The 21966-nt window shown below is 72.9% G+C and carries 20 protein-coding genes and 1 riboswitch; of the genes, 10 read left to right on the top strand and 10 right to left on the bottom strand.

The annotated features are described in order from the left end of the window. Nucleotides 1–30: 30 nt before the first annotated feature. The 9 genes from BOQ63_RS10895 to BOQ63_RS10855 form a co-directional block, all read right to left on the bottom strand. Nucleotides 31–432: a DUF6188 family protein gene (locus BOQ63_RS10895; RefSeq protein WP_030287761.1), complete on the bottom strand. Its 402-nt coding sequence runs from the start codon at nucleotides 430–432 to the stop codon at nucleotides 31–33. Next, on the bottom strand, nucleotides 413–1609 hold the full coding sequence (locus BOQ63_RS10890; RefSeq protein ID WP_150475807.1) for an NUDIX hydrolase: 1197 nt from the start codon (nucleotides 1607–1609) through the stop codon (nucleotides 413–415). The genes BOQ63_RS10895 and BOQ63_RS10890 overlap by 20 nt, the downstream gene beginning before the upstream one ends. Before the next feature lie 153 nt (nucleotides 1610–1762). Continuing rightward, nucleotides 1763–2677, bottom strand: coding sequence for an SGNH/GDSL hydrolase family protein (locus BOQ63_RS10885; RefSeq protein WP_078867508.1), 915 nt, complete (start codon nucleotides 2675–2677; stop codon nucleotides 1763–1765). Further along, nucleotides 2652–3875, bottom strand: coding sequence for a glycosyltransferase (locus BOQ63_RS10880; protein WP_078867507.1), 1224 nt, complete (start codon nucleotides 3873–3875; stop codon nucleotides 2652–2654). The genes BOQ63_RS10885 and BOQ63_RS10880 overlap by 26 nt, the downstream gene beginning before the upstream one ends. Further along, a complete protein-coding gene (locus BOQ63_RS10875; RefSeq protein ID WP_078867506.1) occupies nucleotides 3872–5125 on the bottom strand; it encodes a glycosyltransferase family 4 protein in 1254 nt (417 codons plus the stop codon). The genes BOQ63_RS10880 and BOQ63_RS10875 overlap by 4 nt, the downstream gene beginning before the upstream one ends. Nucleotides 5126–5237: 112 nt before the next feature. Further along, nucleotides 5238–5426 carry a YegP family protein gene (locus tag BOQ63_RS10870; protein WP_030287750.1) on the bottom strand — a complete coding sequence of 63 codons (189 nt, stop codon included), beginning with the start codon at nucleotides 5424–5426 and terminating at the stop codon, nucleotides 5238–5240. A gap of 318 nt (nucleotides 5427–5744) precedes the next feature. Beyond that, the gene (locus BOQ63_RS10865) at nucleotides 5745–6617 is read right to left on the bottom strand and encodes a nucleoside hydrolase (RefSeq protein WP_030287749.1); all 873 of its coding nucleotides are present in this window, start codon (nucleotides 6615–6617) and stop codon (nucleotides 5745–5747) included. Nucleotides 6618–6754: 137 nt separating this feature from the next. After that, nucleotides 6755–7396, bottom strand: a complete 642-nt coding sequence (locus tag BOQ63_RS10860) for an L-threonylcarbamoyladenylate synthase (protein ID WP_030287746.1) — start codon at nucleotides 7394–7396, stop codon at nucleotides 6755–6757. Between the two features lie 265 nt (nucleotides 7397–7661). Continuing rightward, nucleotides 7662–9050 (bottom strand): UDP-N-acetylmuramoyl-tripeptide--D-alanyl-D-alanine ligase, encoded by a 1389-nt coding sequence (locus tag BOQ63_RS10855; RefSeq protein WP_072654148.1) that lies wholly within the window; start codon nucleotides 9048–9050, stop codon nucleotides 7662–7664. Between the two features lie 262 nt (nucleotides 9051–9312). On the opposite strand from BOQ63_RS10855, the gene BOQ63_RS10850 reads away from it, so the two are divergent. The 9 genes from BOQ63_RS10850 to BOQ63_RS10810 all read left to right on the top strand — a co-directional run bounded on the left by BOQ63_RS10850 (nucleotide 9313) and on the right by BOQ63_RS10810 (nucleotide 19335). After that, nucleotides 9313–9969, top strand: a complete 657-nt coding sequence (locus BOQ63_RS10850; protein ID WP_141763679.1) for a hypothetical protein — start codon at nucleotides 9313–9315, stop codon at nucleotides 9967–9969. A gap of 568 nt (nucleotides 9970–10537) precedes the next feature. Further along, complete coding sequence (locus BOQ63_RS10845; protein ID WP_043480958.1) at nucleotides 10538–12220, top strand: ABC transporter substrate-binding protein; 1683 nt, start codon at nucleotides 10538–10540, stop codon at nucleotides 12218–12220. After that, a complete protein-coding gene (locus tag BOQ63_RS10840) occupies nucleotides 12217–13098 on the top strand; it encodes an ABC transporter permease (RefSeq protein WP_107488488.1) in 882 nt (293 codons plus the stop codon). Before BOQ63_RS10845 ends, BOQ63_RS10840 begins: the two co-directional genes overlap by 4 nt. Next, nucleotides 13095–14087: an ABC transporter permease gene (locus BOQ63_RS10835; protein ID WP_030287736.1), complete on the top strand. Its 993-nt coding sequence runs from the start codon at nucleotides 13095–13097 to the stop codon at nucleotides 14085–14087. Before BOQ63_RS10840 ends, BOQ63_RS10835 begins: the two co-directional genes overlap by 4 nt. Next, complete coding sequence (locus tag BOQ63_RS10830) at nucleotides 14084–14896, top strand: ABC transporter ATP-binding protein (RefSeq protein WP_050366405.1); 813 nt, start codon at nucleotides 14084–14086, stop codon at nucleotides 14894–14896. The genes BOQ63_RS10835 and BOQ63_RS10830 overlap by 4 nt, the downstream gene beginning before the upstream one ends. 26 nt (nucleotides 14897–14922) lie before the next feature. After that, nucleotides 14923–15930: an ABC transporter ATP-binding protein gene (locus BOQ63_RS10825; protein WP_063756646.1), complete on the top strand. Its 1008-nt coding sequence runs from the start codon at nucleotides 14923–14925 to the stop codon at nucleotides 15928–15930. Then, nucleotides 15927–17213: an alpha/beta fold hydrolase gene (locus tag BOQ63_RS10820; RefSeq protein ID WP_223885898.1), complete on the top strand. Its 1287-nt coding sequence runs from the start codon at nucleotides 15927–15929 to the stop codon at nucleotides 17211–17213. The genes BOQ63_RS10825 and BOQ63_RS10820 overlap by 4 nt, the downstream gene beginning before the upstream one ends. A gap of 42 nt (nucleotides 17214–17255) precedes the next feature. Continuing rightward, entirely contained in the window at nucleotides 17256–18431 is a 1176-nt protein-coding gene (locus BOQ63_RS10815) for a M6 family metalloprotease domain-containing protein (RefSeq protein ID WP_072654146.1), read from the top strand. Nucleotides 18432–18741: 310 nt separating this feature from the next. After that, nucleotides 18742–19335, top strand: a complete 594-nt coding sequence (locus tag BOQ63_RS10810; RefSeq protein ID WP_051747111.1) for a metallopeptidase domain-containing protein — start codon at nucleotides 18742–18744, stop codon at nucleotides 19333–19335. 85 nt (nucleotides 19336–19420) lie between these two features. Here BOQ63_RS10810 and BOQ63_RS10805 read toward each other — a convergent pair whose 3' ends face one another. Next, the gene (locus BOQ63_RS10805; protein ID WP_072654145.1) at nucleotides 19421–20386 is read right to left on the bottom strand and encodes a LysR family transcriptional regulator; all 966 of its coding nucleotides are present in this window, start codon (nucleotides 20384–20386) and stop codon (nucleotides 19421–19423) included. Between the two features lie 414 nt (nucleotides 20387–20800). Further along, nucleotides 20801–20963, top strand: a riboswitch (cyclic di-AMP (ydaO/yuaA leader). Nucleotides 20964–20966: 3 nt separating this feature from the next. Here BOQ63_RS10805 and BOQ63_RS10800 point away from each other — a divergent pair. Then, on the top strand, nucleotides 20967–21398 hold the full coding sequence (locus BOQ63_RS10800; RefSeq protein ID WP_030287723.1) for an aggregation-promoting factor C-terminal-like domain-containing protein: 432 nt from the start codon (nucleotides 20967–20969) through the stop codon (nucleotides 21396–21398). Nucleotides 21399–21966: the final 568 nt, after the last annotated feature.

Here is a 21966-nt window from a genome sequence, read left to right as displayed (position 1 = left end):
AGAAGCCCCGGAAGAAGCCCCGGCGGCGGCTCACGCCCCGCCGGGCTCCGTCCACCGCACCTCCCCGCCCGGCAGCCCCGCACACACCGCCCCCTCCGGGGTCAGCACGCTCCACGGTGCGACCAGCGCGTGCGGCGGTACGGACAGCGCACCGCCCTCCGCGAAGCCCAGCTCCAGGCCGCCGGCCGGGGTGACCCGGGCGGCGCCGACTGTCCGTCCGACCAGCGCCAGCAGGGAGGGGGTCGGCCGGACGGTCAGCGCCGGGAAGAAGTGCTCGACCTCCGACGGCGCGGCGAAGGACGGCGCCGCGAAGCGGAATTCGTGTGCCACCCGTACGGTCACCGGCCCGTCGAGCCGCAGGGCGAGCCCGCCTCCGCCGTTGACCGCCTCGACCCGCCGACCGGTCAGCACCTCAGTGATCGCGTTCTGCATGCCCCCAGTCTTCACCCGCCGGACGGTCCCCAACCGCCTGCCCGCCCACCAGCTCGGCCGGCCCGGCCGACCGCTCCCGGGCGGCCAGCGCGGCCGCCACCCGGTCCCAGGACGGCCCCCGCAGCAGCGCCCGCGCCTCGGTCGGCGCGCAGAGCCGCCACTCCACCAGCTCATGCTCCTGCAGCGCGATCGAGCCGAGCAGTTCCTCCGACACCGTGCCGCCGTCGTACAGGTACACCAGGACGGCGGTGTCCCGGCCGGTGGCCGGATTCGCGCCGGGACCGGCCGCCGCCCCGGGCTGCCAGTCCAGCGCCAGCAGCCGTCCGGGCTCGACCTCCCAGCCAAGCTCCTCGCGGATCTCCCGGCGCGCCGCCGTCCGGGGCGTCTCCCGGTCCGCCTCGACCCCGCCGCCCGGCAGCGTCCAGTACTGCTCGTCCGGATCGGACCACGGCCGCAGCCGTACCAGCAGCACCCTCCCGCCGGCGTCCGTGAACAGGGCCCGCGCCTTCGCCCGGATCCGCGGCCGGGTCGCGTAGTAGGTGTCCCGGTCCATCGGCGGCTCCAGTGGCTCCAGCGGCTCCGGTGGCTCCGGCGGCTGCGCGCCGGTCGGGCCCGTCCCGGTCGCCGCCCCCAGGCCCGGCGCGGCGGCCAGCCCGGTGTACTCGGGCACCGGTCCGTCGGCGGCCAGCTCGTACAGGGTGTGCCCGACCGGCCGGCTGTCCTCCAGCTCCAGCGGCCCGGCCGTGCGCGGCGCCCGCAGACAGGCCGTCACGCGGCGGGACAGCCGGGGCGGCAGGGCGTGCGCCGCCTCCTCCGCAGTCAGCCACACCCACCCGCCGACCTCCGCCGCGTCCGGCCGGATCGCCGCCACCTGCTCCGCCGTCAGCGGCTCACCCCAGTACAGGTACGCCACGATCGGCGGGCGGCTCGGGGAGAGCGCCCAGTCGACACACGCCAAGGGCCCCAGCTGCGGCGTGAACCCCAGCTCCTCGGCGATCTCCCGCGCCGCCGTCTCCCGCGGAGAGCGGTCGGCGGGCTCCCACCCGCCGCCCGGGACCGCCACCGGGTGCTTCCGGTCGTACGGCTGCCGCACCACCATCACCCGCCCCTGCCCGTCCGGGAACAGCACCCCGGCCGCCGCCAGAATCCCCCGTCCCGCCCTGTCCGACGTCTCCACCCCGGCTCCTTCCACCACATCGCTCCCCGGGGACGACACCCCCGCAGACCCGATGGTTCCCGCGCCGACCCTGTGCCGATCACCACCGGGTGACGTGCCGTCACACGGTGTACATGCCCAGCCGCTGCGACCGCGGCACCCGGCCGCATGCCGTCACCCCAGCTCCGCGAGGGCCCGGGCCGTTGCCCGGGCCATCTGGTCGTCGTGCCGTCCGCTGGAGCCGCGCAGCCGGGCGGCGCCCTCGGCGGCGGCCAGGGCGAGCAGGCCCGGGAGCAGGTCGGTGCTGCGGGCGGCGACCCAGCGGGTGCCCTGGGTGGCCATCCACCACAGGTCGGCGCCCAGGCCCGGTGGGGCTTCGGCGGGTTCGGCGGCGGGTGGCGGGCCGAGGGGGTGGCCGGCCGTGGTGAGCAGTGCGTGGAAGCGCCGGGCGATCAGGTGGTGGCCCTCGGCGCTGGGGTGGAGGCGGTCGACGCTCAGCAGTCCCCGTCGGGCGCACCAGGGCAGGTCGGCGATGTGGAGGTGGATCGCCCGGTGCCGCGCGGTGAGGGCGTGCACCACGGTGTTGACCGCCCGCATCCGTCGGGCCAGCGGCCGGGCGAGCGGTGAGGGGAGCCGGAGCAGCATGCCGGGGTCGGGCAGGCAGGCGGTCAGCAACACCGCGCCCGCGCCGGAGAGTTCGCCCAGAGTGGCGTCCAGTTCCATGGTGGTGCGCCGGATGTCGAAGCCGGTCCGCAGGGTGTCGTTGCCGCCGACCAGGACCGCCGCCAACTGGGGCCGGCGGGCCAGTGCCGCCGGGAGCTGGCGTTCCGACAGGTCGGCGGTCAGCGCCCCGCTGCACGCCAGGTTGGTGAACTCGACCGTCCGGCCCTCGGGCGCCAGCGATCGGGCGAGGAGCGCGGCCCAGCCGCGCCACCGGGCGTCGACCTGGTCCCCGACCCCTTCCGTCAGCGAGTCCCCGAGCGCGACGAAGCGCAGCAGCTCGCGGGCCGCCGGCCGTTCCTCCGCCGGCCCCTCCTCAGCGGGCCGTTCCTCCGCCGTCCGGTCAGGCCAGGCGTCCAGCACGCTCATTCCGAACCCCTTCCGCCGCAGCAGGATCGGACACCTTCGCCGCGCCGCAGCTCCGCACCCCGTGCGCCGCCAGGAAGGCCTCCACCGCCGTCGGCCAGCCGTACCGCTCGGCCTGAGCCCGGGCGGCGGCCCGCCGTGCCTCCTCCGGCCGGGCCAGCAACTGCCCTACGGCGCGGGCGAATCCGGCCCCGGTGTCGGCGGCGGCCACCCCGGCGGGTCCGATCAGTCCGGGCAGCGCGGAGGAGCGGCTGACCGCGACCGGTGTTCCGCAGGCCAGCGCCTCCATCGCGGCCAGCCCGAAGGTCTCCACCGGCCCGGGCGCCAGCACCACGTCCGCACTGCCCAGCAGCCCGGCCAGCTCCGCACGCCCGTCGAGGTGGCCGAGGAAGCGCACCGGCTGCCGCAGCCGCGCGGCCCGGGAGGCCAGCCGCGGCCGCAGTGGACCGGTCCCGGCCACCACCAGGACGGCGGGCAGCCCGCGCGCCCGCAGCCGGGCCAGCGCCTCGATCGCGCGCTCGGGCCGTTTCTCCGGGGACAGCCGTGAGCAGAGGACGAGCAGTACGTCCTTTGGCGCCGCGTAGCGGGCCCGCTGCGCCGCGCGGGCGACGGCGGGCAGCGGCCGCATCGCGGTCAGGTCCACCCCGAGCGGGGCCCGGACCAGGTTGGGCACGCCGATCCGGCGGAACTCCGCGGCCGCCCAGTCGGTGGTGCAGAGCACCGAGTCGTAGGCGCGGGCGGTGGCGGCGTTGAGCCGGTCGGCGGCCGCGACGGCGAGCGGGCCGGGCACACCCCAGGTGCGCAGCACCCCGGTGGCGCTCTCGTGCGAGACCATCACCGAGCGCACGCCGTGCCGCCGGGCCCAACTTCCCGTCCAGCGCAGGGTCGTGCGGTCGGACACCTCGAGCCGGTCGGGGCTGAGCCGGGTGAGTTCGGCGGCCACCGCGCGCCGGTCGGTGAGCAGCCGGTAGCCGCCGCCGGCCGGCAGTTCCGGGCCGGGCAGGGTGATCACCAGGCCCTGTTCGGTCTCCTCCGTGGAACGCCGCTCGCCGGGCACGATCAGCACCGGCCGGTGCCCGGCGGCCCGGTACCCGGCGCCCAGGTGGCGCAGAGCGGTGCGCAGGCCGCCGGAGACCGGGGTGACGAAGTTGGCGAGCCGCACGATCGTCAAAGGTCCGGTACGGGGGGACTGGGATGTCATGCCGACAACTCCTCCGGCAGCTCCTCGGGCAGCTCCGACGGCAGGACCGGGACCACGGGCTCGGCCGGAGCCGCCCCCACCACCGGAGGAAGGGAGGCGGGCAGGCCACCGTGCTCGGCCAGCACCTCGGCGTAGTGCCGCAGCAGGAGGTCCCCGACCGCCTCCCAGGTCCGGGCGGTCACCTCGGAGCGCCCCGCCTGCCCGTACGCGGCGCGCCGGGCCGGTTCGGCGGCCAGCGCGGCCACCGCCCGGGCGACCGCCGCGCCGTCCCGGGGCGGCACCAGCAGTCCGGTGCGGTGGTGGGCGACCAGGTCGAGCGGGCCGCCGGCCGCCGGACCGATCACCGGCACGCCGCTGGCCATCGCCTCCTGGATGGTCTGGCAGAAGGTCTCCAGCGGGCCGGTGTGCACGAACACGTCCAGGGTGGCGAAACAGCGGGCCAGTTCCTCCCCGGTGCGGCGGCCGAGGAACACCGCGCCGGGCATGGACGCCCTCAGCCCGGGCGCCGACGGCCCGTCCCCGACCACCACCACCCGCACCCCGGGCAGGGCGGAGGCGGCCGCCAGCAGGTCGACGCGCTTCTCGGGGGCCAGCCGTCCGACGTACCCGACCAGCACCTCCCCGCCCGGGGCGAGCGCCCGGTGCAGCGCCTCGTCGCGGTGGCGCGGGTGGAAACGCACGGAGTCGACCCCGCGCGGCCACAACTGCACCCGGGGCACCCCGTGCGCGGTCAGGTCCTGTGCGGCCGGGGTGGACGGCGCCAGGGTGCGGGCGGCGGCCCGGTGCACGGCCCGGATCCGCCGCCAGGCCGCGGCCTCCCCGAGGCCCCGCCCGGCGCGGTAGGCGTGGGCGTACCCGGCGAGGTCGGTCTGGTACACGGCGACGGCGGGCACCTTGAGCCGGGCGGCGACCTGCATCCCGCGTGCCCCGAGCACGAACGGGCTGGCCAGGTGGACGATGTCCGGCCGGTGCCCGGCGAGCGCGGCCGTCAGCTGCCGGCTCGGCAGCGCGATCCGCACCTGCGGGTAGCCCGGAAGCGGCATCGAGGGGATGTGTACCACGGGGATCCGCTCCGCCTCGGCCCCGGAGCCGAAGCTCCGGGACGGGCACTGGGCGCCACGGGCCGGGGCGGGGGTGACGACGAGGGGCCGGTGGCCCCGGCGGACCAGGTGCTCGGCCGTCCGCAGCACGCTGTGGGCGACTCCGTTGACCTCGGGCGGGAAGGATTCGGTGACGATGGCGACGCGCATGCCCGTGTTGTGTCCGCGCCCGGCGTGCACCCGGCCAAAGGGATCTGTCGTACAAGCGAACGCGGGTCGGCGATTTGCACCACCGACCCGCGCATCGAGCGCTGTCCGAACCTCAGGACGATCCGGCCGTCTCCTTGAGCTCCGCGTACGGCGCGAGCTTGCGGATCGACTCGATGCTCTTCAGGCAGTCGTCCTTGCTCTCCTGCGGGTCGCCGGTCACCACGATGGACCCGTTGCTCGCCTTGAGCCGGAACCGGTGCATCCCGCTCTCGTCCTTGTACAGCTCGAATTTTCCAGCCATGCCAGTCGACACCTCTCGCTCGGGTAACCCCCTCGCACCGCACGGTAGGTCCAACCTCGTTGCGCCGCCCGCCGGGTGAGGCATCCGAGTCAGCGGGCCCCTGACCACCTGAGCCGTTCGGGTCAGGTGCTCGCGAACCCGGCGCACATCCGGTGCACATCCGGCCGGGGGCAGTCCACCCCGTTGTGTGGTAACGCCGCCCGGTCGCCTCCCGGGCCTTGTCGAGCGACCGGGCGACACGGTGCACGAAGAAGGCCTGGGCCTCACCGCGAACGGTGAGGCTCAGGCCTTCTTCCTGCGTGCCGCAATCGCGGGCCGTCAGCCGGTAGCCGTGAGGACGTCCAGGAATCGGGCGTGGTCGACCGAGACCGAGATCCGCGTCCGGGTGCCGGCCGCCGGACGTGCACCCCAGGCGCCGCGCTCGCGGTACACCTCGACCTCGCGGAACGCGCAGACGGATTCGTCGAGGGCCACGGCCGCCGCGAGCGGGTCGTGAAAGGCCTTGCCGGCGCGGCGCTTGGCCAGGTAGACCCCCATGCCCTCCCGCACGAGCGCCATCCCGGGTGTGAGTCGCCGCGCCGACAGGGCGGCGTGCATCGCGCCGTCGTAGACGACGCCGTGGCAGACGTTCTTCGAGACGAGCACCCGCTCACCGACGTGGGGCGATTCCAGCAGCTTCAACGCGGCGGCCGGAGCGCCGTTGAAGTTGAACGTCGGGCAGGTCTCGCGTCCCTCGAATTTGGGGAGACGGTGTTCGGGCGGGACGACGGAGTCGCCGGCGAAGCCGCCCTGCGCGACCCAGCGGGCGATGCGCACGTCCGGTTCCCGCTCCAGGAGCACGCCGGGATTCTTCGGCGGCGCCCCCGTGAGCAGCGTCGCGTCCCCGCTGGAGAAGGCGTCCCGCAGCAGCTGCCAGGCCTCGGCATCGGGTTCGCGAGCCGGAACCTTGCCAAGCCATCGGCGGTGGAAGCCCGACACCGGCTTCACGTCGGCGCCGGGCCGGTGCGCGCCGACCGGCGCGCTCACCCCGAGGCGCCCGAGCAGGTGCTTGACGATGCCGACCTGCTCATCCGATCCGGGCATGACCGTCACGGCCACCAGGCGTGCCCACGGATGGGTCGCGAGGGCGCACAGGGTGAAGACGTCGTCGGGGTCTCCGGTCTCCATATCGAACACGATCGGGATTGCCATGCCCGCGACCGTACCGATCCGACGGTGCGTCACCAACGGAATATCGGCGCATCGAACCAGCCCGGCAGCTCCGGTACGCCGCGCGTCTGGTCACCGCCCGTGGCGTGGCCGTGCCGGCCGGCACGGCCACGTGACGTTCAGCGCTCCCGCAGGCCCGGGGCGACCTCGCGCAGCCGCATCGCGCTGATCGCGCCCGCGCGCACCAGGACCGGCACCTCGCCGGTGACGTCGACGATCGAGGACGGCACCGCGGCTTCGGTGGGCCCGCCGTCCAGGTAGACGGCGACAGCGTCGCCGAGCATGCCCTGGGCGGAGCCGCAGTCCTGCGGGGACGGCTTACCGGTCAGGTTCGCGCTGGAGACAGCCAGCGGGCCGGTCGCCCTGAGCAGGTCGAGGGCGACCGCGTGGTCGGGCATGCGCACGGCGACCGTTCCCGAGGTGTCGCCGAGGTCCCAGGCGAGCGACGGCTTGTGGCGGGCGACCACGGTCAGCCCGCCCGGCCAGAACGCGGCCACCAACTCCCGCGCGACCTGCGGCAGGTCGTCCACCAGGGCGTCCAGATCGGCCAAGGAGCCGACCAGCACCGGAGAGGGCATGTTCCGTCCGCGTCCCTTGGCCTCCAGCAGCCGGGCGACGGCCGCCGGTGCGAAGGCGTCGGCTCCGATGCCGTACACGGTGTCGGTGGGCAGGACGACCAGTTCACCGCGCCGTACCGCCGCCACCGCCTCGCGCAGACCCGCGGCACGCTCCGCTGGCTTCGAGCAGTTGAAAGCAGACATCCATCCTCCATCCTGGCCGACCCGATCCCGCGGCCCTTGCCGGACGGGCGTCGCCAGAAGGTTATCGTTGCGCCGCTCGGCCTGGTCCCCGGCGATGGCCCGGACGCGATGCGGCGCACGACCTGCGCGCGGCGCCGGGCCTGTTCACTACAGACCGGCATCCACAGAACGCGTGTCGGGCCGCTCGGCCTGGTCCCCGGCGGTCCGCGGCGGCGGCCGGGCGCCGTGGGGGCGTGTGCACTCGGCAGACGCGGGAGTTCGCCACTCAGCCGCGTGTGGCGTCGGGTTCGGCCAGGCGCAGCGCGGTCTCCTCCAGCCCGGTGCTGTGGGAACCCTTCACCAGCACCACGTCGCCGGGCTTCAGGTACGCCAGCAGCAGGTCGAGGGCGGCGTCGCGGTCGGGGACCAGCGTGGCGTTGACGCCGCCTTCGGCAGCCGTGGCGTGGACCAGGGCGGCATCCTGGTCGCCGACCGCGATCAGGTGGTGGATGCCGCTGTCGGCGACGAGCCGGCCGAGCCGCGCGTGGTGGTCCCCGGACTGCGCGCCGAGTTCGCGCATCTCGCCCAGCACCGCGACCGTCCTTCGCCCACCGGCGATGGCGGTCAGTGCCGCGAGGGCGGCGGCCATGGATTCCGGGTTGGCGTTGAACGCGTCGTCGATGACCGTCACGCCGTCGGGGCGGTCAGTGATGTCCATCCGGCCGGGCGTCAGCTGCCGGGCGCCGGCCAGCGCGTCGGCGGTCTGCCGCAGGCCGGCGCCCAGTCCGACGGCCACCGCGGCGGCTGCGGTGGCGTTGGAGACGTGGTGGGCGCCGTGCAGCCCCAGCTTCACGGGGGCGCTCTGGCCGCGGTACGTGAGGGTGAACGACGGCCGGCCTGCGGCGTCCAGTTCGATGCCGCAGGCGCGGACGTCCCCGGTCTTGATGCCGAAGGTCAGGACGGGCGCGACGGTGCGGGGGGCCATCGACATGACGTAGGGGTCGTCGGCGTTGAGCACCGCCAGGCCGTCGGCGGGCAGGGCCTCGACGAGTTCGCCCTTCGCGGCGGCGATCGACTCCTTCCCGCCGCCGAACTCGCCCACGTGCGCGGTCCCGACGTTCAGCACCAGGCCGACCTTCGGCGGGACGATCCCCGTCAGGTACTTGATGTGCCCGGCACCGCGCGCTCCCATCTCCAGCACCAGCAGGCGGGTGTCCTCGTCCGCCCGGAAGACGGTCAGCGGCAGGCCGATCTCGCCGTTGTACGACAGCGGGGTTGCCACCGTGGTGTCGATGGTCTCCAGCACTTGGGCCAGCAGATCCTTGGTGCTGGTCTTTCCGGCCGAGCCGGTCAGCCCGATCACGGTCGGTGCCTTCAGCCGGTCGAGCACCGCGCGGGCCAGCGCGCCCATCGCGTCCTGGACGTCCGCCACCACGATCGCCGGCACCCCGACCGGCCGGGCCGCCAGCACGCCCGTCGCCCCGGCGCGGACAGCGGCCTCGGCGAACCGGTGCCCGTCCGTGTGCTCGCCCGGCAGCGCGATGAACAGCGCTCCCGGCTCCACCAGCCGCGAGTCGATGACCCCGGGCCGGTCCACCACCGCGACCGGATCGACGGCGTCGTGCAGGGCGCCCCCGACGGCCTGGGCGATCTCGTGCAGGGTCATGGGGACCACGTTGGGCTCCGATCCGTCGGCACGTCCCCGCCCCTCGTTTCGGGCCAGGGGGTGCGTTCGACGCTAACGGCTGCCCCGCACAGCGTGCGTGAGTCACCGGTTCGTGTCGCCGAGGGTCGCGCCGAGGCCCACGAGCGGCATCAGGTGCGCGGCGTCGGTCGCCACTGGAAGTGTGCGGGCGGCCGGGTGAGGGACGGCGTGCACGGATGGTGAGCGGGGAAAACATGGCGGTCTTGGAACCGGATGCCTGGAGGATCCCCGAATGAGAGCCCAATCCGTCCCGCGTCGCAGCGCCGTGGTGCGTTCCGCCGTTCTGCTGCTGCTGACGACCTCGACGGCGGCCTGCGCGGCCGGCCCCGATGCGGAGACGTACCGGATCGCGCCGGACAACGCCAACGCCGACATCGGTGACCTCGAACTGCGCGACGTACGACTGGTCGCGGGCCCCGGCGGTAGCGGGTCCGCCACGCTGGCGGCGTACATCCTCAACCCGGGCGCGGAACCCGACACCCTGACGGCGGTCAGCCTGGCGGGCGCCGGCAGTGCACCGGCGGGGGGAGGTGGGGCGGGCATCACCCTCCCGCCCGGGGAGCCGGTCCTGGTGGGAGCACCGGGGCAACCCGAGGTGCAGGTCTCGGGCAACGTCAGCCCCGGCACTTACGAGCTGGTCACCTTCACCTTCGCCCGTGCGGGGCGCGGCACGGTCAACGCCTCCGTTGTCAGCGCGGCCTCGCCGTCCCCCGGGGGAGGCGTCGCATCGCAGACTCCCGGCTCCCCCTCGCCCACCGCGGGCACGACGTCGGGTGCCTCGCCGTCCCTGGCCCCCGGAGGCGGCGCGCCCACCGCGGAGCGCTCCGCCCTGCCCACGGAAACCGCCTCCGGCGTCGCGAGCCCCGCCGCCCGGAGCAGGCAGCCCTGACCGTGCCTCATGGTCGCAGGCTACTGTCCGCCCTCGGCCGCCGCGCCGGGCGGGGCACCCTTCCGAGGCCGGCCTACTCCGCCGGCGACGCAAGGGGCAGCGCGAGCGGCCGACGACCGAGAACGCTGTTTCGTACCTGCGCCGCCGGTCAGGCGGCGGGCGTGGTTCCGTACGAGCCGGAGCAGCGCGTGGTGCTCGCCGCGCTGCGGTCGGATGGCTGTCGCAGACGCTCCAGGAGCGGGCGAACTCGTGCAGCGCCGCGACCGCGGCCGGGGCGAGGGCGTGTTCGTCGACCGACGTGCCGGCCGGCCCGGAAGTCCGCGACGGCGGCGGCCAGGGCCGCCTTGTTCGCCCGGCCCGCATCCTCGGTGACCTGCCCGGCCGCGACCGCCCACACGCGCCCCGGAGCGAGGACCCTGCGCGTCGGGGCCGCGGCCTTCCTCCACTGTCACGCGTGGTGCCGACGCTCCATAACACGATGTGATGGTGAGCTGGGATCTTCTGTGAGGCCGTCCGGTCGGTCAATCTCCTCCCACGCATGAAATGTCACATCATGCATGGAGGAGAAGTGAGACACGCAAGGATCGGGCTGGCCCTCGGCGCGGCCCTGGGGCTGGTGTCGGTTGCCGGCTGTACGGGCGGCGGTGGCGGCGCCGCGGGGGCGAACGCGGTAGCGGTGAAGGGTGGCACGCTGCACGTGCTGTCCACCCTTGACCTGGAGCACCTGGACCCGGCGCGCAACTACGTCACGTCCTCCGAGGACGTGAGCCGGCTGATCTACCGGACGCTGACCACCTTCGCCGCCGCGCCCGGACAGGCGGGCGGGAAGGTCGTGCCGGACCTGGCCACCGACACCGGCCGCCCCAGTGACGGCGCGAAGACCTGGACCTTCACCCTCAAGCCCGGAGCGAAGTTCGAGGACGGCCGCCCGATCACCAGCAGGGACGTCAAGTACGGGGTGGAGCGAACCTTCGCCGCCGAGCTTCCTGAAGGGCCGCCGTATGCCCGGATGTGGTTGGCGGGTGGCGAGAGCTACAAGGGGCCGTACAAGGATCCGGCCGGGCTGGCCTCGATCGAGGCCCCGGACGACAGCACCGTCGTCTTCCACCTCAACCGCCCGGTGGCCGACTTCGGCTCGGCGGTGTCGCTGCCGATGTTCGCTCCGGTGCCGCAGGACAAGGACACCGGCGTCACCTACGACTCCAGGCCGTTCTCCTCCGGCCCCTACAAGATCGACAGCTTCGATCCCAAGAAGCGGCTCACCCTGGTCCGCAACACCAACTGGGATCCGGCCACCGACACCGTCCGCAAGGGACTGCCCGACAAGGTCGTCATCGACCTGGGCCTGGACACGGCGGTGGTCGACCAGCGGCTGATCGCCGGACAGGGGGAGGACGCGAACGCCGTCGCGATGGAGCCCATCGGCCCGGCATCGGTGGGGCGGGTGCTGACCGATCCGCAGCTGAAGAGCCGGCTGGTCACCGGCGACTCGATCAACACCCGGTACCTGAGCATCAACACCAGGCACAAGCCGCTGGACGACGTCCGGGTGCGCCAGGCCATCGCCTACGCGCTGGACAAGGACGCCCTTCGCACCACCCGTGGCGGGCCGATCGCCGGCGACCTGGCGACCAGCCTGCTGCCGCCGTCCCTCGGCTACCAGACCGAGGACCCGTACCCGAGCAAGGACGGCAGGGGCGATCCGGACAGGGCCAAGGCGCTGCTCGCCGAGGCGGGCCACGCCTCCGACCTCACCCTGACCCTCGACGCGCCCGCCTCGGCGGCCGGCAAGGCGCAGGCCGAGGCGGTGCAGGCCTCGCTCGGCCGGGCGGGCATCAGCGTGAAGATCAACGAGATCAGCTCCTCCGCCTTCTACAGCACGGTCGGCAACACCTCCCAGGAACACGACCTGGTGATCGCCGGCTGGTCCCCGGACTGGCCGGGCGCATCGACCTACCTGCCGATCGTCTTCGACGGTCGGCTGATCACCAGCCAGGGCAACAACGACTACGCGCAGTACGACTCCCCGGCCGTGGAGGCTCAGATCGACAAGATCGCCGCGATCGGCGACCCGGCGGCGGCCCAGGCGGCGTACGGGCAGCTCGCCCAGCAGATCATGCAGGACGCCCCGGTGGTGCCGTTCCTGTGGGACAAGGCGCCGATCCTGGTCGGCGGGAACGTCGCGGGCGCGTACGGGCACGTCGCCTACGTCGGCCGGCTCGACCTGGTCTCCCTGGGGCTGCGCAAGTGACCGTGATCCGAAAGCTGGTGTCCCAGCGGTCGGCGGCCCTGGCGCTCGCCGTGGTGGCCGGGTTGGTCCTGCTCGCGGTGGCCGCGCCGCTGATCACCTGGATCGCCGGAAGCTCGCCGACCGCCTTCCACGGTGATGCCGTGGACCCGGGGCTCGGTGGCCTGCCGCGCGGTGCCGCCGGCGGAATCAGCGCCCGGCACTGGCTGGGCGTGGAGCCGGTCAACGGCCGGGACGTGCTGGCCCGGGTGGTGTACGGCGCACAGGTGTCACTGCTGATCGCGGTGCTCGCCACCGTGCTGTCGGTACTGCTGGGAACGGCGCTGGGCCTGGTCGCCGGCTTCTTCGGCGGCTGGGTCGACACCGTGATCGGGCGCACCATGGACCTGCTGCTGTCCTTCCCCAGCCTGATCTTCATGATCGCGCTGATCTCCGCCGCGCCCGGCACGGACCGCCGGCTTCTGCTGGTCGTGGTGCTCGGCTTCTTCGGCTGGCCGTATGTCGGGCGGATCGTGCGCGGGCAGGCGATGGTGCTCGCTCGGGGCGAGTTCGTGGCGGCGGCCCGGGTGCTCGGGGCCTCCCGGTGGGCGCTGCTGGTGCGCGAGGTGCTGCCGAACCTGACCGGGCCGGTGCTGGTGGTGGCGACCATGTCGATCCCCGGCTACATCGCGACCGAGGCGGGCCTGTCCTTCCTCGGCGTGGGTGTCCAGGCCCCCACCCCGTCCTGGGGGCAGATGATCGCCACCGCCGTGCCCTGGTACGCCTCCGACCCCGCCTACTTCCTCATCCCCGGCGTCTTCCTGTTCGTCACCGTGCTCGCCTTCAACGTGCTCGGCGACGCCGTCCGCGACGCGCTCGACCCCCGGAGCCAGCGACGATGATCCTCTACCTGCTGCGCAGACTGGCCGTCACGGCGGCCATCCTGCTGGTGATCTGCGCCGCCACCTTCGCCATCTTCTACCTGATGCCCGCCGACCCCGCCCAGGGCGCCTGCGGCAAGGCGTGCAGCCCGGAGCGGATCACGGAGATCCGCACCACCCTCGGGCTGAACCACTCGCCGCTCAGCCAGTTCGGCGACTACCTGACCGGCATCGTCTCGGGGCGCACCTACGGCACTGGCGAGCACGCCGTCAACTGCCCCTTCCCGTGCCTGGGGTTCAGCTTCCAGACCAACCAGCCGGTGTGGCAGATGCTCACCAGCCGGCTGCCCGCCAGCTTCTCGATCGCCGTCGGGGCCGCCGTGCTGTGGCTCGCCGTCGGAGTGGCGGCCGGCGTGGTGTCCGCGCTGAGGTGCGGAAGCCTGTGGGACCGGGCCGCGATGACGGCCGCCCTCGGCGGTGTGTCGCTGCCGATCTACTTCACCGCCCTGGTGCTGCAGTACCTGCTGGTGGTGCAGCTCGACCTGCTGCCCTACCCGCAGGTCGAGCCGCTCACCACCGATCCGGTGGGCTGGGCGCAGTCGATGGTGATGCCCTGGATCACCCTCGCCATGCTGTACGCCGGGATCTACGCCAGGGTCACCCGGGGCGAGATGCTGGAGAGCCTCGGCCAGAACTACGTCCGCACCGCCCGCGCCAAGGGCCTGCCCGAGATCACGGTCGTGCGGCGGCACGCCCTGCGGCCCGCCCTGATGCCGATCGTGACGATCTTCGGCATGGACCTGGGCGCGCTGCTCGGCGGCGCACTGATCACCGAGTCCGTCTTCGGCCTGCCGGGTGTCGGCAAGCTCGCGGCCGATGCCATCTCCTCCGCCGACCAGCCCGTGATCCTCGGCGTGACGCTGTTCGCGGCCTCCTTCGTGGTGCTCGCCAACCTGCTGGTGGACCTGGTCTACGCCGTCCTCGACCCGAGAGTGAGGGCCGTCGGATGACCCTGCTGACCGTACGTGACCTGGCTGTGGAGTTCCGCTCCGGCGTCCGCGCCGTGGACGGCCTCGACCTCGACCTGGACACCGGCCGAGTACTCGGCGTGGTCGGCGAGTCCGGCAGCGGCAAGTCCGTCACCAGCCTCGCCGTCCTCGGCCTGCTGCGCGACGCCCAGGTCAGCGGCGAGATCCGCTTCGACGGGCAGGAGCTGACCGCGCTCGACCGGCGCGCGCTGCGTCGACTGCGCGGCAACCGGATCGCCATGATCTTCCAGGACCCGCTGTCCTGCCTCAACCCGTACTACTCGGTGGCGTTCCAGATCGCCGAGGCGTACCGCGCCCACCACCGTGCCGGACGCAAACAGGCGCACCGGGTCGCGGTGCGCATGCTGGACCGGGTCGGCATCCCCGAACCGGAACGGCGCGCCCGCTGCTACCCGCACGAGTTCTCCGGCGGCATGCGCCAGCGGGTGATGATCGCGATGGCGCTCTGCCTGGAACCGGACCTGCTGATCGCCGACGAACCGACCACCGCGCTGGACGTCACCGTGCAGGCACAGATCCTCCAACTGCTGCGCGAACTGCGGGAGGAGGCCGGCACGGCGATCATGCTGATCACCCACGACATGGGCGTGGTCGCCGGACTGGCCGACCAGGTCGTGGTGATGCACCAGGGTCGCGCGGTCGAGCGCGGCCCGGTCCGGGACGTCTTCCACCGCCCACAGGAGCCGTACACCCGAGGCCTGCTGGCCTGTGTTCCGCGCATCGACGGGCCCCTGCCCGACCGGCTGCCCACCCTCGGGGCGATCACATGAAGGAGCGAGCCATCAGGAGGGGCACCGTGGACGAGGACGACCAGCGTGACGAGCGGGCAGCCGACCGCAGCCCCCTGCTGGAGGTGCGGAACCTGGTCAAGCGGTTCCCGGTACGCCACGGCCTGACCCAGCGGTTGGCCGGTCACGTCGCGGCCGTCGACGGCGTCTCCCTGACCGTCGGGCCCGGAGAGACCCTCGGTCTGGTCGGCGAATCCGGCTGCGGCAAGTCCACCGTCGCCAAGCTGATCACCCGCCTGGAGCGCCCCACTTCGGGCAGCATCCACTTCGCCGGGCGCGACCTCGCCGGGCTGAACGAGACGGCTCTGCGCCCGCTCCGGCGCGACCTGCAGATGGTCTTCCAGGACCCCTTCTCCTCCCTCAACCCCCGACACACCGTCCGGCAGATCCTCGCCGGTGCCTACCGCTACCAGGGTCTGGAGCCCGACCAACCGGCCGAGGAACTGCTCGCCCGGGTTGGGTTGGAGGCCGGGCACGCCGACCGGCACCCGCACGAGTTCTCCGGCGGCCAGGCTCAACGCATCGGGATCGCAAGGGCGTTGGCCCTGCGGCCGAAGCTGGTGGTGTGCGATGAGCCGGTCTCGGCACTCGACGTGTCGGTCCAGGCGCAGATCCTCAACCTGCTCAGGGACCTCCAGGACGAGTACGGGCTGAGCTACCTGTTCATCGCGCACGACCTCGGCGCCGTGCGCCAGATCAGCACCCGGATTGCCGTGATGTACCTCGGCTCGGTCGTCGAAACCGCCGACCGCGACACCCTGTTCGCCCAACCCGCGCACCCGTACACCCACGCGCTGCTGTCCGCCGTGCCCCTGCCCGACCCGGACCTGGAGGCCTCCCGGGGGCGGATCGTGCTCCACGGCGACCTGCCCAGTCCGCTGGACCCGCCCAGCGGCTGCCGCTTCCGCACCCGTTGCCTCAAGGCCGACGAACTCTGCGCCGCCGAACGTCCGCAACTGCGGACGATCGCACTCGGACAGCAGGTCGCCTGCCACTACCCCGAGAGGACGCCGTGATCCGCGCCCAGTACCGGCTGCCCGGCCTCGCCGTGACCGACCACGTCTTCACCGTGCCGCTCGACCACGCCGAACCCGGACAGGGAACGATCGAGGTGTTCGCGCGGGAGGTCGTCGACCCGGCACGGGCCCACGACCCGCTGCCCTGGCTGCTCTACCTCCAGGGCGGCCCGGGCGGAAAGTCGCCCCGTCCGATGAACGCCACGGCCGGCTGGCTGGGCCATGCGCTCAGGACTCACCGGGTGCTTCTGCTGGACCAGCGTGGCACCGGCCGCTCCACCCCGATCACCGCTCGCGCGGCGGAGCGGTTCGGTTCCGGTAGTGAACTGGCCCACCACCTCGCCCGCTTCCGCGCGGACTCGATCGTCGCCGACGCCGAACTGATTCGCCGCCAGCTGTGCGGCGAGGGCGAACGCTGGGAGACCCTCGGGCAGAGCTACGGCGGATTCGTCACCCTCAGCTACCTCTCCTTCGCCCCCGAAGGCCTGCGCGCCTGCTACGTCACCGGCGGCCTGCCCGGCCTCGACGCCGCCGCCCATGACGTCTACGCCGCCACCTATCCCCGCGTGCGCGACAAGGTGAACACCTACTACGCGCGCTACCCGCAGGACCGGCCGCTCGTCCGCCGGATCGCCGACCGGCTCGCTCAGCGTGCCGCGCAACTGCCCGACGGCGATTGGCTAACAGTCCGGCGCCTGCGCACCCTTGGTCTGGTGCTCGGCATGGGCGACGGCTTCGAACGCCTGCACTGGCTCCTCGACCAGGCCCTCGAATCGGACGGCGAGCTCGCGGCCACCTTCCTGCACCAGGTGGCGAACCTGACCGGCTTCACGGACAACCCGCTCTTCGCGGTCCTCCAGGAGACCATCTACGGCCACCCGGGCGCAGCCACCGGCTGGGCCGCCGCCCGGGCCATGGCCGACCGCCCCGAGTTCGCCGAGGACGCCGACCCGCTGCTGTTCACCGGCGAGATGTTCTACCCGTGGATGTTCGCGGAGATCGCCGGGCTGCGCCCGTTCGCCGAGGCCGTCCACCTGCTCGCCGAACGCACCGACTGGACCGCCCTGTACGACCCGGTCCGGCTCGCCGCCAACCGGGTTCCGGTCGCCGCAGCCGTCTACCACGACGACATGTACGTCGACGCCGGCCTGTCGCTCCGCACCGCCCGCGCGGTCGGCTCCCTGCGCACCTGGGTCACCAACGAGTGGGAGCACGACGGGGTCACCGCCTCCGGCGACCGCGTCCTCGCCCGCCTGATGGACCTCGCCGCCGACCGCGCCTGATCACCCGCCACCCCACACCTGCCGTAGGGAAGGAACGAAGAGATGAGACTCCGGTCCCTCGCCGCCGCCCTGGCCGCGACGCTCCTGGTCGCCGCCACCCCGGCCCTGGCGGACACCGCCCAGCCCACCACCACCGCGCCGGCCTCCGACTGCGCCCTGCCCGGGAAGACCGGCTGGACGGACGAGGGCCACAACACCGACCACACACAGTTCCAGCAGCCGTTCGGCACCAAACACGTGCTGATGCTCTTCGTCGACTTCCCGGACGCGCCGGCCGCCGGCTCCCTGGACGACTACTACCGCGCACTCGCCCCCGCGCAGGAGTGGATGGAGCAGGACTCCTACGGCCGGGTCCGGCTCGACATCGATCCGCTGAAGCGGTGGATCACCATGCCGCAGGCCTCGGCCACCTACGGATTCCAACGAGGCATCACCTTCGAGCAACAGGAGCTGTACGTGAAGCAGGCCGCCCAGGCCGCCGCCCCGTACGTGGACTTCTCGAAGTACGACATGCTCTACATCGTCCCCACCAAGTCCGCCTCCGCGATCAGCTTCTCACCCACCTACCTCTACGACCCGACCACCGCCGGCATCACCGTCAACGGCACCCGGATCAAGTGGGCGATCACCTTCGGCCAGGACATGTACCACTGGGGCTACAAGGTCGCCGACCACGAGACCTCCCACACCTTCGGCCTGCCCGACCTCTACGCCTTCACCGGCACCGACGTGCACCGCTACGTCGGCGGCTGGGACCTGATGGGCAACATCGCCGGCCCGGCCCCGCAGCACATCGGCTGGGAGCGCTGGAAGTTCGGCTGGATCGACGACCGCCAGGTCGCCTGTCTGCCCGCCACCGGCAGCCGGACCGTCCGCCTGAAGGCCGTCGAACGCCCCGGCGGCACCAAGATCGCCGTGGTGAGGACCGGCGGCACGACCGCGTACGTGGCGGAGTCCCGCCGGGCCGTCGGTGCGGACGACACGGCCTGCTCCACCGGCGTGCTCATCTACAAGGTCGACACCTCGACCCAGACCGGCTACGGACCCGTCCAGGTGGTCAACGGGAACCCGGACGCCACGGCGCCGGCCGGCTGCGCCGCCCTCGACATGGCCGCCTACCAGCCCGGCCAGTCCTTCACCGACACCGCCACGGGGGTGCGGATCGACGTCCTGCGCCGCGGACCGGTGTCCGACACCATCCGGGTCACCAAGCAGTGAACCGGGCGTGACCACCCATCAGCTCGGGTCGTGAAGCCGCCGGGCAACCGCGCCCGCACCGGCAGCCGGTGACACGGTTCACCAGCTCCACTGCCGTGGGCCGAGCCGTCGTGGCCACGGCGAACGCGCGCGGAACACCGATACCGGCCGAACCGGGCGGCGCGAACACCGCGCTGGTGCCGCCCGACATCTTCGGAGGCCCCCACCATGGACCCCTCAGCCAGACCCCGGCACCTGCTCCCGGCAGCGCTCGTCCTCGCCCTGGCCGCGCTGCTCGCCCTGCGGCACCTGGGTGACGATCCACTGGGCGGTGACCTTCGGCCAGGACATGTGGACCTGGGGCTACAAGGTCGCCGACCACGAGACCGGCCACACCTTCGGCCTGCCCGACCTCTACGCCTTCAACGGCGACCTGGACCAGTACGTCGGCGGCTGGGACCTCATGGGGAGGATCTCCGGCCCCGCCCCGTCCTACTTCGGCTGGGAGGCCTGGAAGTTCGGCTGGATCACCGACAGCCAGGTGTCCTGTCTGGACACGGCGAACACCTACGCCACCACCCTGACCGGACTGGAGTACGGCGGGAACGGCCACCGGCTGGCTGTCATCAGGACCGGCGCCACCACCGCCTACGTCGCCGAGTCCCGCAAGGTCGCCTACAACGACTCCAACGCCTGCGCCACCGGTGTCCTCATCTACGAAGTCGACACCTCCACCACCACTGGCAACGGGCCGATCCAGGTGGTCACCAACCCCAACGCCGCCGCACCCACCGGGAACTGCACCGCGCTGGACATGCAGACCTGGCAGCCCGGCCAGTGGTTCCAGGACGACACGGCCCGCATCCGGATCCACGTCAACGCCTCCGACGCGTCCACCGACACCGTCTGGACCTACAAGTGGTGACCGCGTAGCGCCGGAACGGTATATGAGCGGTGCGGCCGACACGACATCGCATCGACCGCACCACCACGGTGCCGCGCCGCACGGGTCATGCCGGGGCCGGCGCCGTGGCTCCCTGGCGCTCAAGCCAGCTCCGGTAGACCGCGCTGCGAGCGGCTGCCGTCCAGTACGCCTCGGTGACGGTCTGCACGAGCGAAGGACGCAGCGACGCCAGCGGTCCCTCCTCGTGCCAGGCGAGCACATGCCGGTACCAGAGCGGATTGCCGACGATCGGCCGTACGGCGAGGCCCGGCACCTCCTCGAAGGTGGCCTGGCAGAAGCTCACCGCGTGGCCGCTGCGGACGAGGTCCAGGACGAGCCGACCTTCCACCTCGTGGACGACACGAAGGCGACGGCCCAGGACGAGCAAGGTCCTGGACCAGTACTCACGGATCCGGTCGTTGTCCGGCCGTGGAGCGGCCCAGTCCTCGCCTTCGAGATCCTCCAGCGCAACCTCCTCCAGCGCCGCAAGCGGATGAGCCGCGGGCAGCGCCACGAAAAGCGGTTCGGTGGCTATCGGTTCGCCGGCGACCCCTGCGGGGAGCGCAAGCTCGTACCCGGGGCTGTCGCCCACCACGGCCGCTTCGAGCCGGCCGCCCGCGACGGCCTCGACGAGCGGGACGGGGCACCCCTGCCCCCGCGTACTGATCTCGGCCTCCGGATGGTGCGACCTGATCGCGGTGATCAACCCGCCGAGTAGCGGAGCGTTGACGGAGCCGAGCCGGAAACGATGCTGTGACCAGCCCGCCTGCGGGGCGAGAGTGGCGACCTCCAGCAGTTCGTCGACGGTCGGCAGCACCGCCCGTGCCCGGCTGAGGACCTCCTCCCCGAATGCGGTCGGAATGACGCCCGACTGCGCGCGGCTGAACAGCTCCCCTCCGAGCGCCCGCTCGATCCGCGCCAGCTGCGCACTGAGGCCGGGCTGGGTCAGCCGCAACGACGCGGCGGCCCGCGTCAGACTGCCGCAGTCCGCGATGCTGCAGATGATCCGGAGGTGCCGGAATTCGAGCTCCATGGCGAGATGGTATGGAGATCAAGCCCACTTCAACAGATGCTTGGCGGTAACGGACCAGCCACCGCCGGTCTGCGCCGGCCTGCTCGCGTCGGCCGTTGCACGGGCCCGCCCGGCGGCGACCCGGGCCGCCATCGCGGGCACCGCCGTCGGCGCAGCGGTCCTACGGCTGCCTCAGCGCACCGTGCCGCCGTTGGACGCCCACCGAGCCGGGGTGACGGGCGAAGTGGCGGAGCATCAGGTCCAACAGCGAGCCGCCGCCATCGGCCGGGTGGGCCGGCCTCCGAGTTCAACCCGAGCGTGAGACGCGTCACATCTCCTTGTCGTACGTGTGATGGTTTGTTTACATTTCCTCTCGTTCGTCCCCACACGAACCCCACTCTCCGGAACGCCGAATCCTGTCGCCGGGCCGAGCGGGCACGCGCAACACCAGCATCACGGCAGGAGCGGGGGAACCACAGGTAAGTCGCGCTGCCCGGACTGGTCCGGGCAGCGCTAGGGGTGAGGTCGCGCTTGGCGCGGCCGGGCAACTCCAGCCCGAACCCGACAGCTCACCTCGTAGGCGTGGGAGAGGAAACACCGCATGTCTGCGAACAGCCGATTCGGCCTGTCCAGCCCGATCGCCCGCCGGTTCAAGGGCGCCGTCGCCGCCGCCGTCATGGCCGGCGTCACCATCGCCGTCCCCGTCGTCTCCGCCGGCTCGGCGGAAGCCGCCACCGCCAACAGCCCCGCCGCCCTGCAGAAGCTGGCCGCGCAGATCGTGCCGGCCAACCAGCTGGCCTCGTTCGACCAGATCATCTCTCATGAGAGCGGCTGGAGGGTCAACGCCACCAACCCCAGCTCCGGCTCCTACGGTCTGCCGCAGGCCCTTCCCGCCAGCAAGATGGCGTCGGCGGGATCCGACTGGCGAACCAACCCCAGCACCCAGCTGCGCTGGGCGCTGAAGTACATGAACGGCCGCTACGGCAGCCCGAACCAGGCGTGGGTCTTCTGGCAGAACCACCACTGGTACTGATCCTCGTGGCCGCAGGGTCGTGTCATCTGCCGCAGCGGGGCCTTCTGCGGCTCCCCTCCGCCCCTGACGCGTAACGCGGCGGCCTGGTGGCTGGTCGCCCCGTCCTCGGTCGGCCGAACAACACGGGTCCGGCCCCACCATTCATGCCGCGGGGCCGGTCCCGGACGCCCTCGTCCTTCCCCGCCACCTGGCAAGGCGGGCCCCGCTCCGGCCGGGCCCGACGCTGTCTGCGGTCGGCGGCCCCTGGTGCAGTCGCCGGCCATGGGCGCCTACGGCAACCGGGACCGGGCCGAGCCGCTGTCCCGGTCCCGGCGCTCGTCATCCAGGGCGAATCGGATTTCTTCTTGCCGTGGTGATGACGAGCCGGGCGGCGATGTCGCGTGGGCTCGTCTCCTGGCTGCGCAGGTGGACGGCCATGGAGTGCGTGGCGCCGTCGACGCTGCGGCCCCTTCCGTAGCGGCTCGGCCGGGCGCCGTACGCCCCGCCGCTCGTTTCGCATAAGCGCTTCTTCGGAGTTCCGAATCCCCGCTTCTGAAACCCTCATCGTGAGTAACATTGCACTCACGCT

Source organism: Streptomyces viridifaciens (genome assembly GCF_001888885.2).
GTDB lineage: Bacteria > Actinomycetota > Actinomycetes > Streptomycetales > Streptomycetaceae > Kitasatospora > Kitasatospora aureofaciens.
This window is presented reverse-complemented; position numbering and strand designations above follow the sequence as displayed.

Excerpts from the sequence above, each read along its gene's own strand:
- BOQ63_RS10800 (WP_030287723.1), top strand. The coding sequence starts at position 20,967 with ATGTCTGCGAACAGCCGATTCGGCCTGTCCAGCCCGATCGCCCGCCGG.
- BOQ63_RS10805 (WP_072654145.1), bottom strand. The coding sequence starts at position 20,386 with ATGGAGCTCGAATTCCGGCACCTCCGGATCATCTGCAGCATCGCGGAC.
- BOQ63_RS10875 (WP_078867506.1), bottom strand. The coding sequence starts at position 5,125 with ATGCGCGTCGCCATCGTCACCGAATCCTTCCCGCCCGAGGTCAACGGA.
- BOQ63_RS10835 (WP_030287736.1), top strand. The coding sequence starts at position 13,095 with ATGATCCTCTACCTGCTGCGCAGACTGGCCGTCACGGCGGCCATCCTG.
- BOQ63_RS10870 (WP_030287750.1), bottom strand. The coding sequence starts at position 5,426 with ATGGCTGGAAAATTCGAGCTGTACAAGGACGAGAGCGGGATGCACCGG.
- BOQ63_RS10815 (WP_072654146.1), top strand. The coding sequence starts at position 17,256 with ATGAGACTCCGGTCCCTCGCCGCCGCCCTGGCCGCGACGCTCCTGGTC.
- BOQ63_RS10880 (WP_078867507.1), bottom strand. The coding sequence starts at position 3,875 with ATGACATCCCAGTCCCCCCGTACCGGACCTTTGACGATCGTGCGGCTC.
- BOQ63_RS10865 (WP_030287749.1), bottom strand. The coding sequence starts at position 6,617 with ATGGCAATCCCGATCGTGTTCGATATGGAGACCGGAGACCCCGACGAC.
- BOQ63_RS10895 (WP_030287761.1), bottom strand. The coding sequence starts at position 432 with ATGCAGAACGCGATCACTGAGGTGCTGACCGGTCGGCGGGTCGAGGCG.
- BOQ63_RS10830 (WP_050366405.1), top strand. The coding sequence starts at position 14,084 with ATGACCCTGCTGACCGTACGTGACCTGGCTGTGGAGTTCCGCTCCGGC.
- BOQ63_RS10850 (WP_141763679.1), top strand. The coding sequence starts at position 9,313 with ATGAGAGCCCAATCCGTCCCGCGTCGCAGCGCCGTGGTGCGTTCCGCC.
- BOQ63_RS10860 (WP_030287746.1), bottom strand. The coding sequence starts at position 7,396 with ATGTCTGCTTTCAACTGCTCGAAGCCAGCGGAGCGTGCCGCGGGTCTG.
- BOQ63_RS10885 (WP_078867508.1), bottom strand. The coding sequence starts at position 2,677 with ATGAGCGTGCTGGACGCCTGGCCTGACCGGACGGCGGAGGAACGGCCC.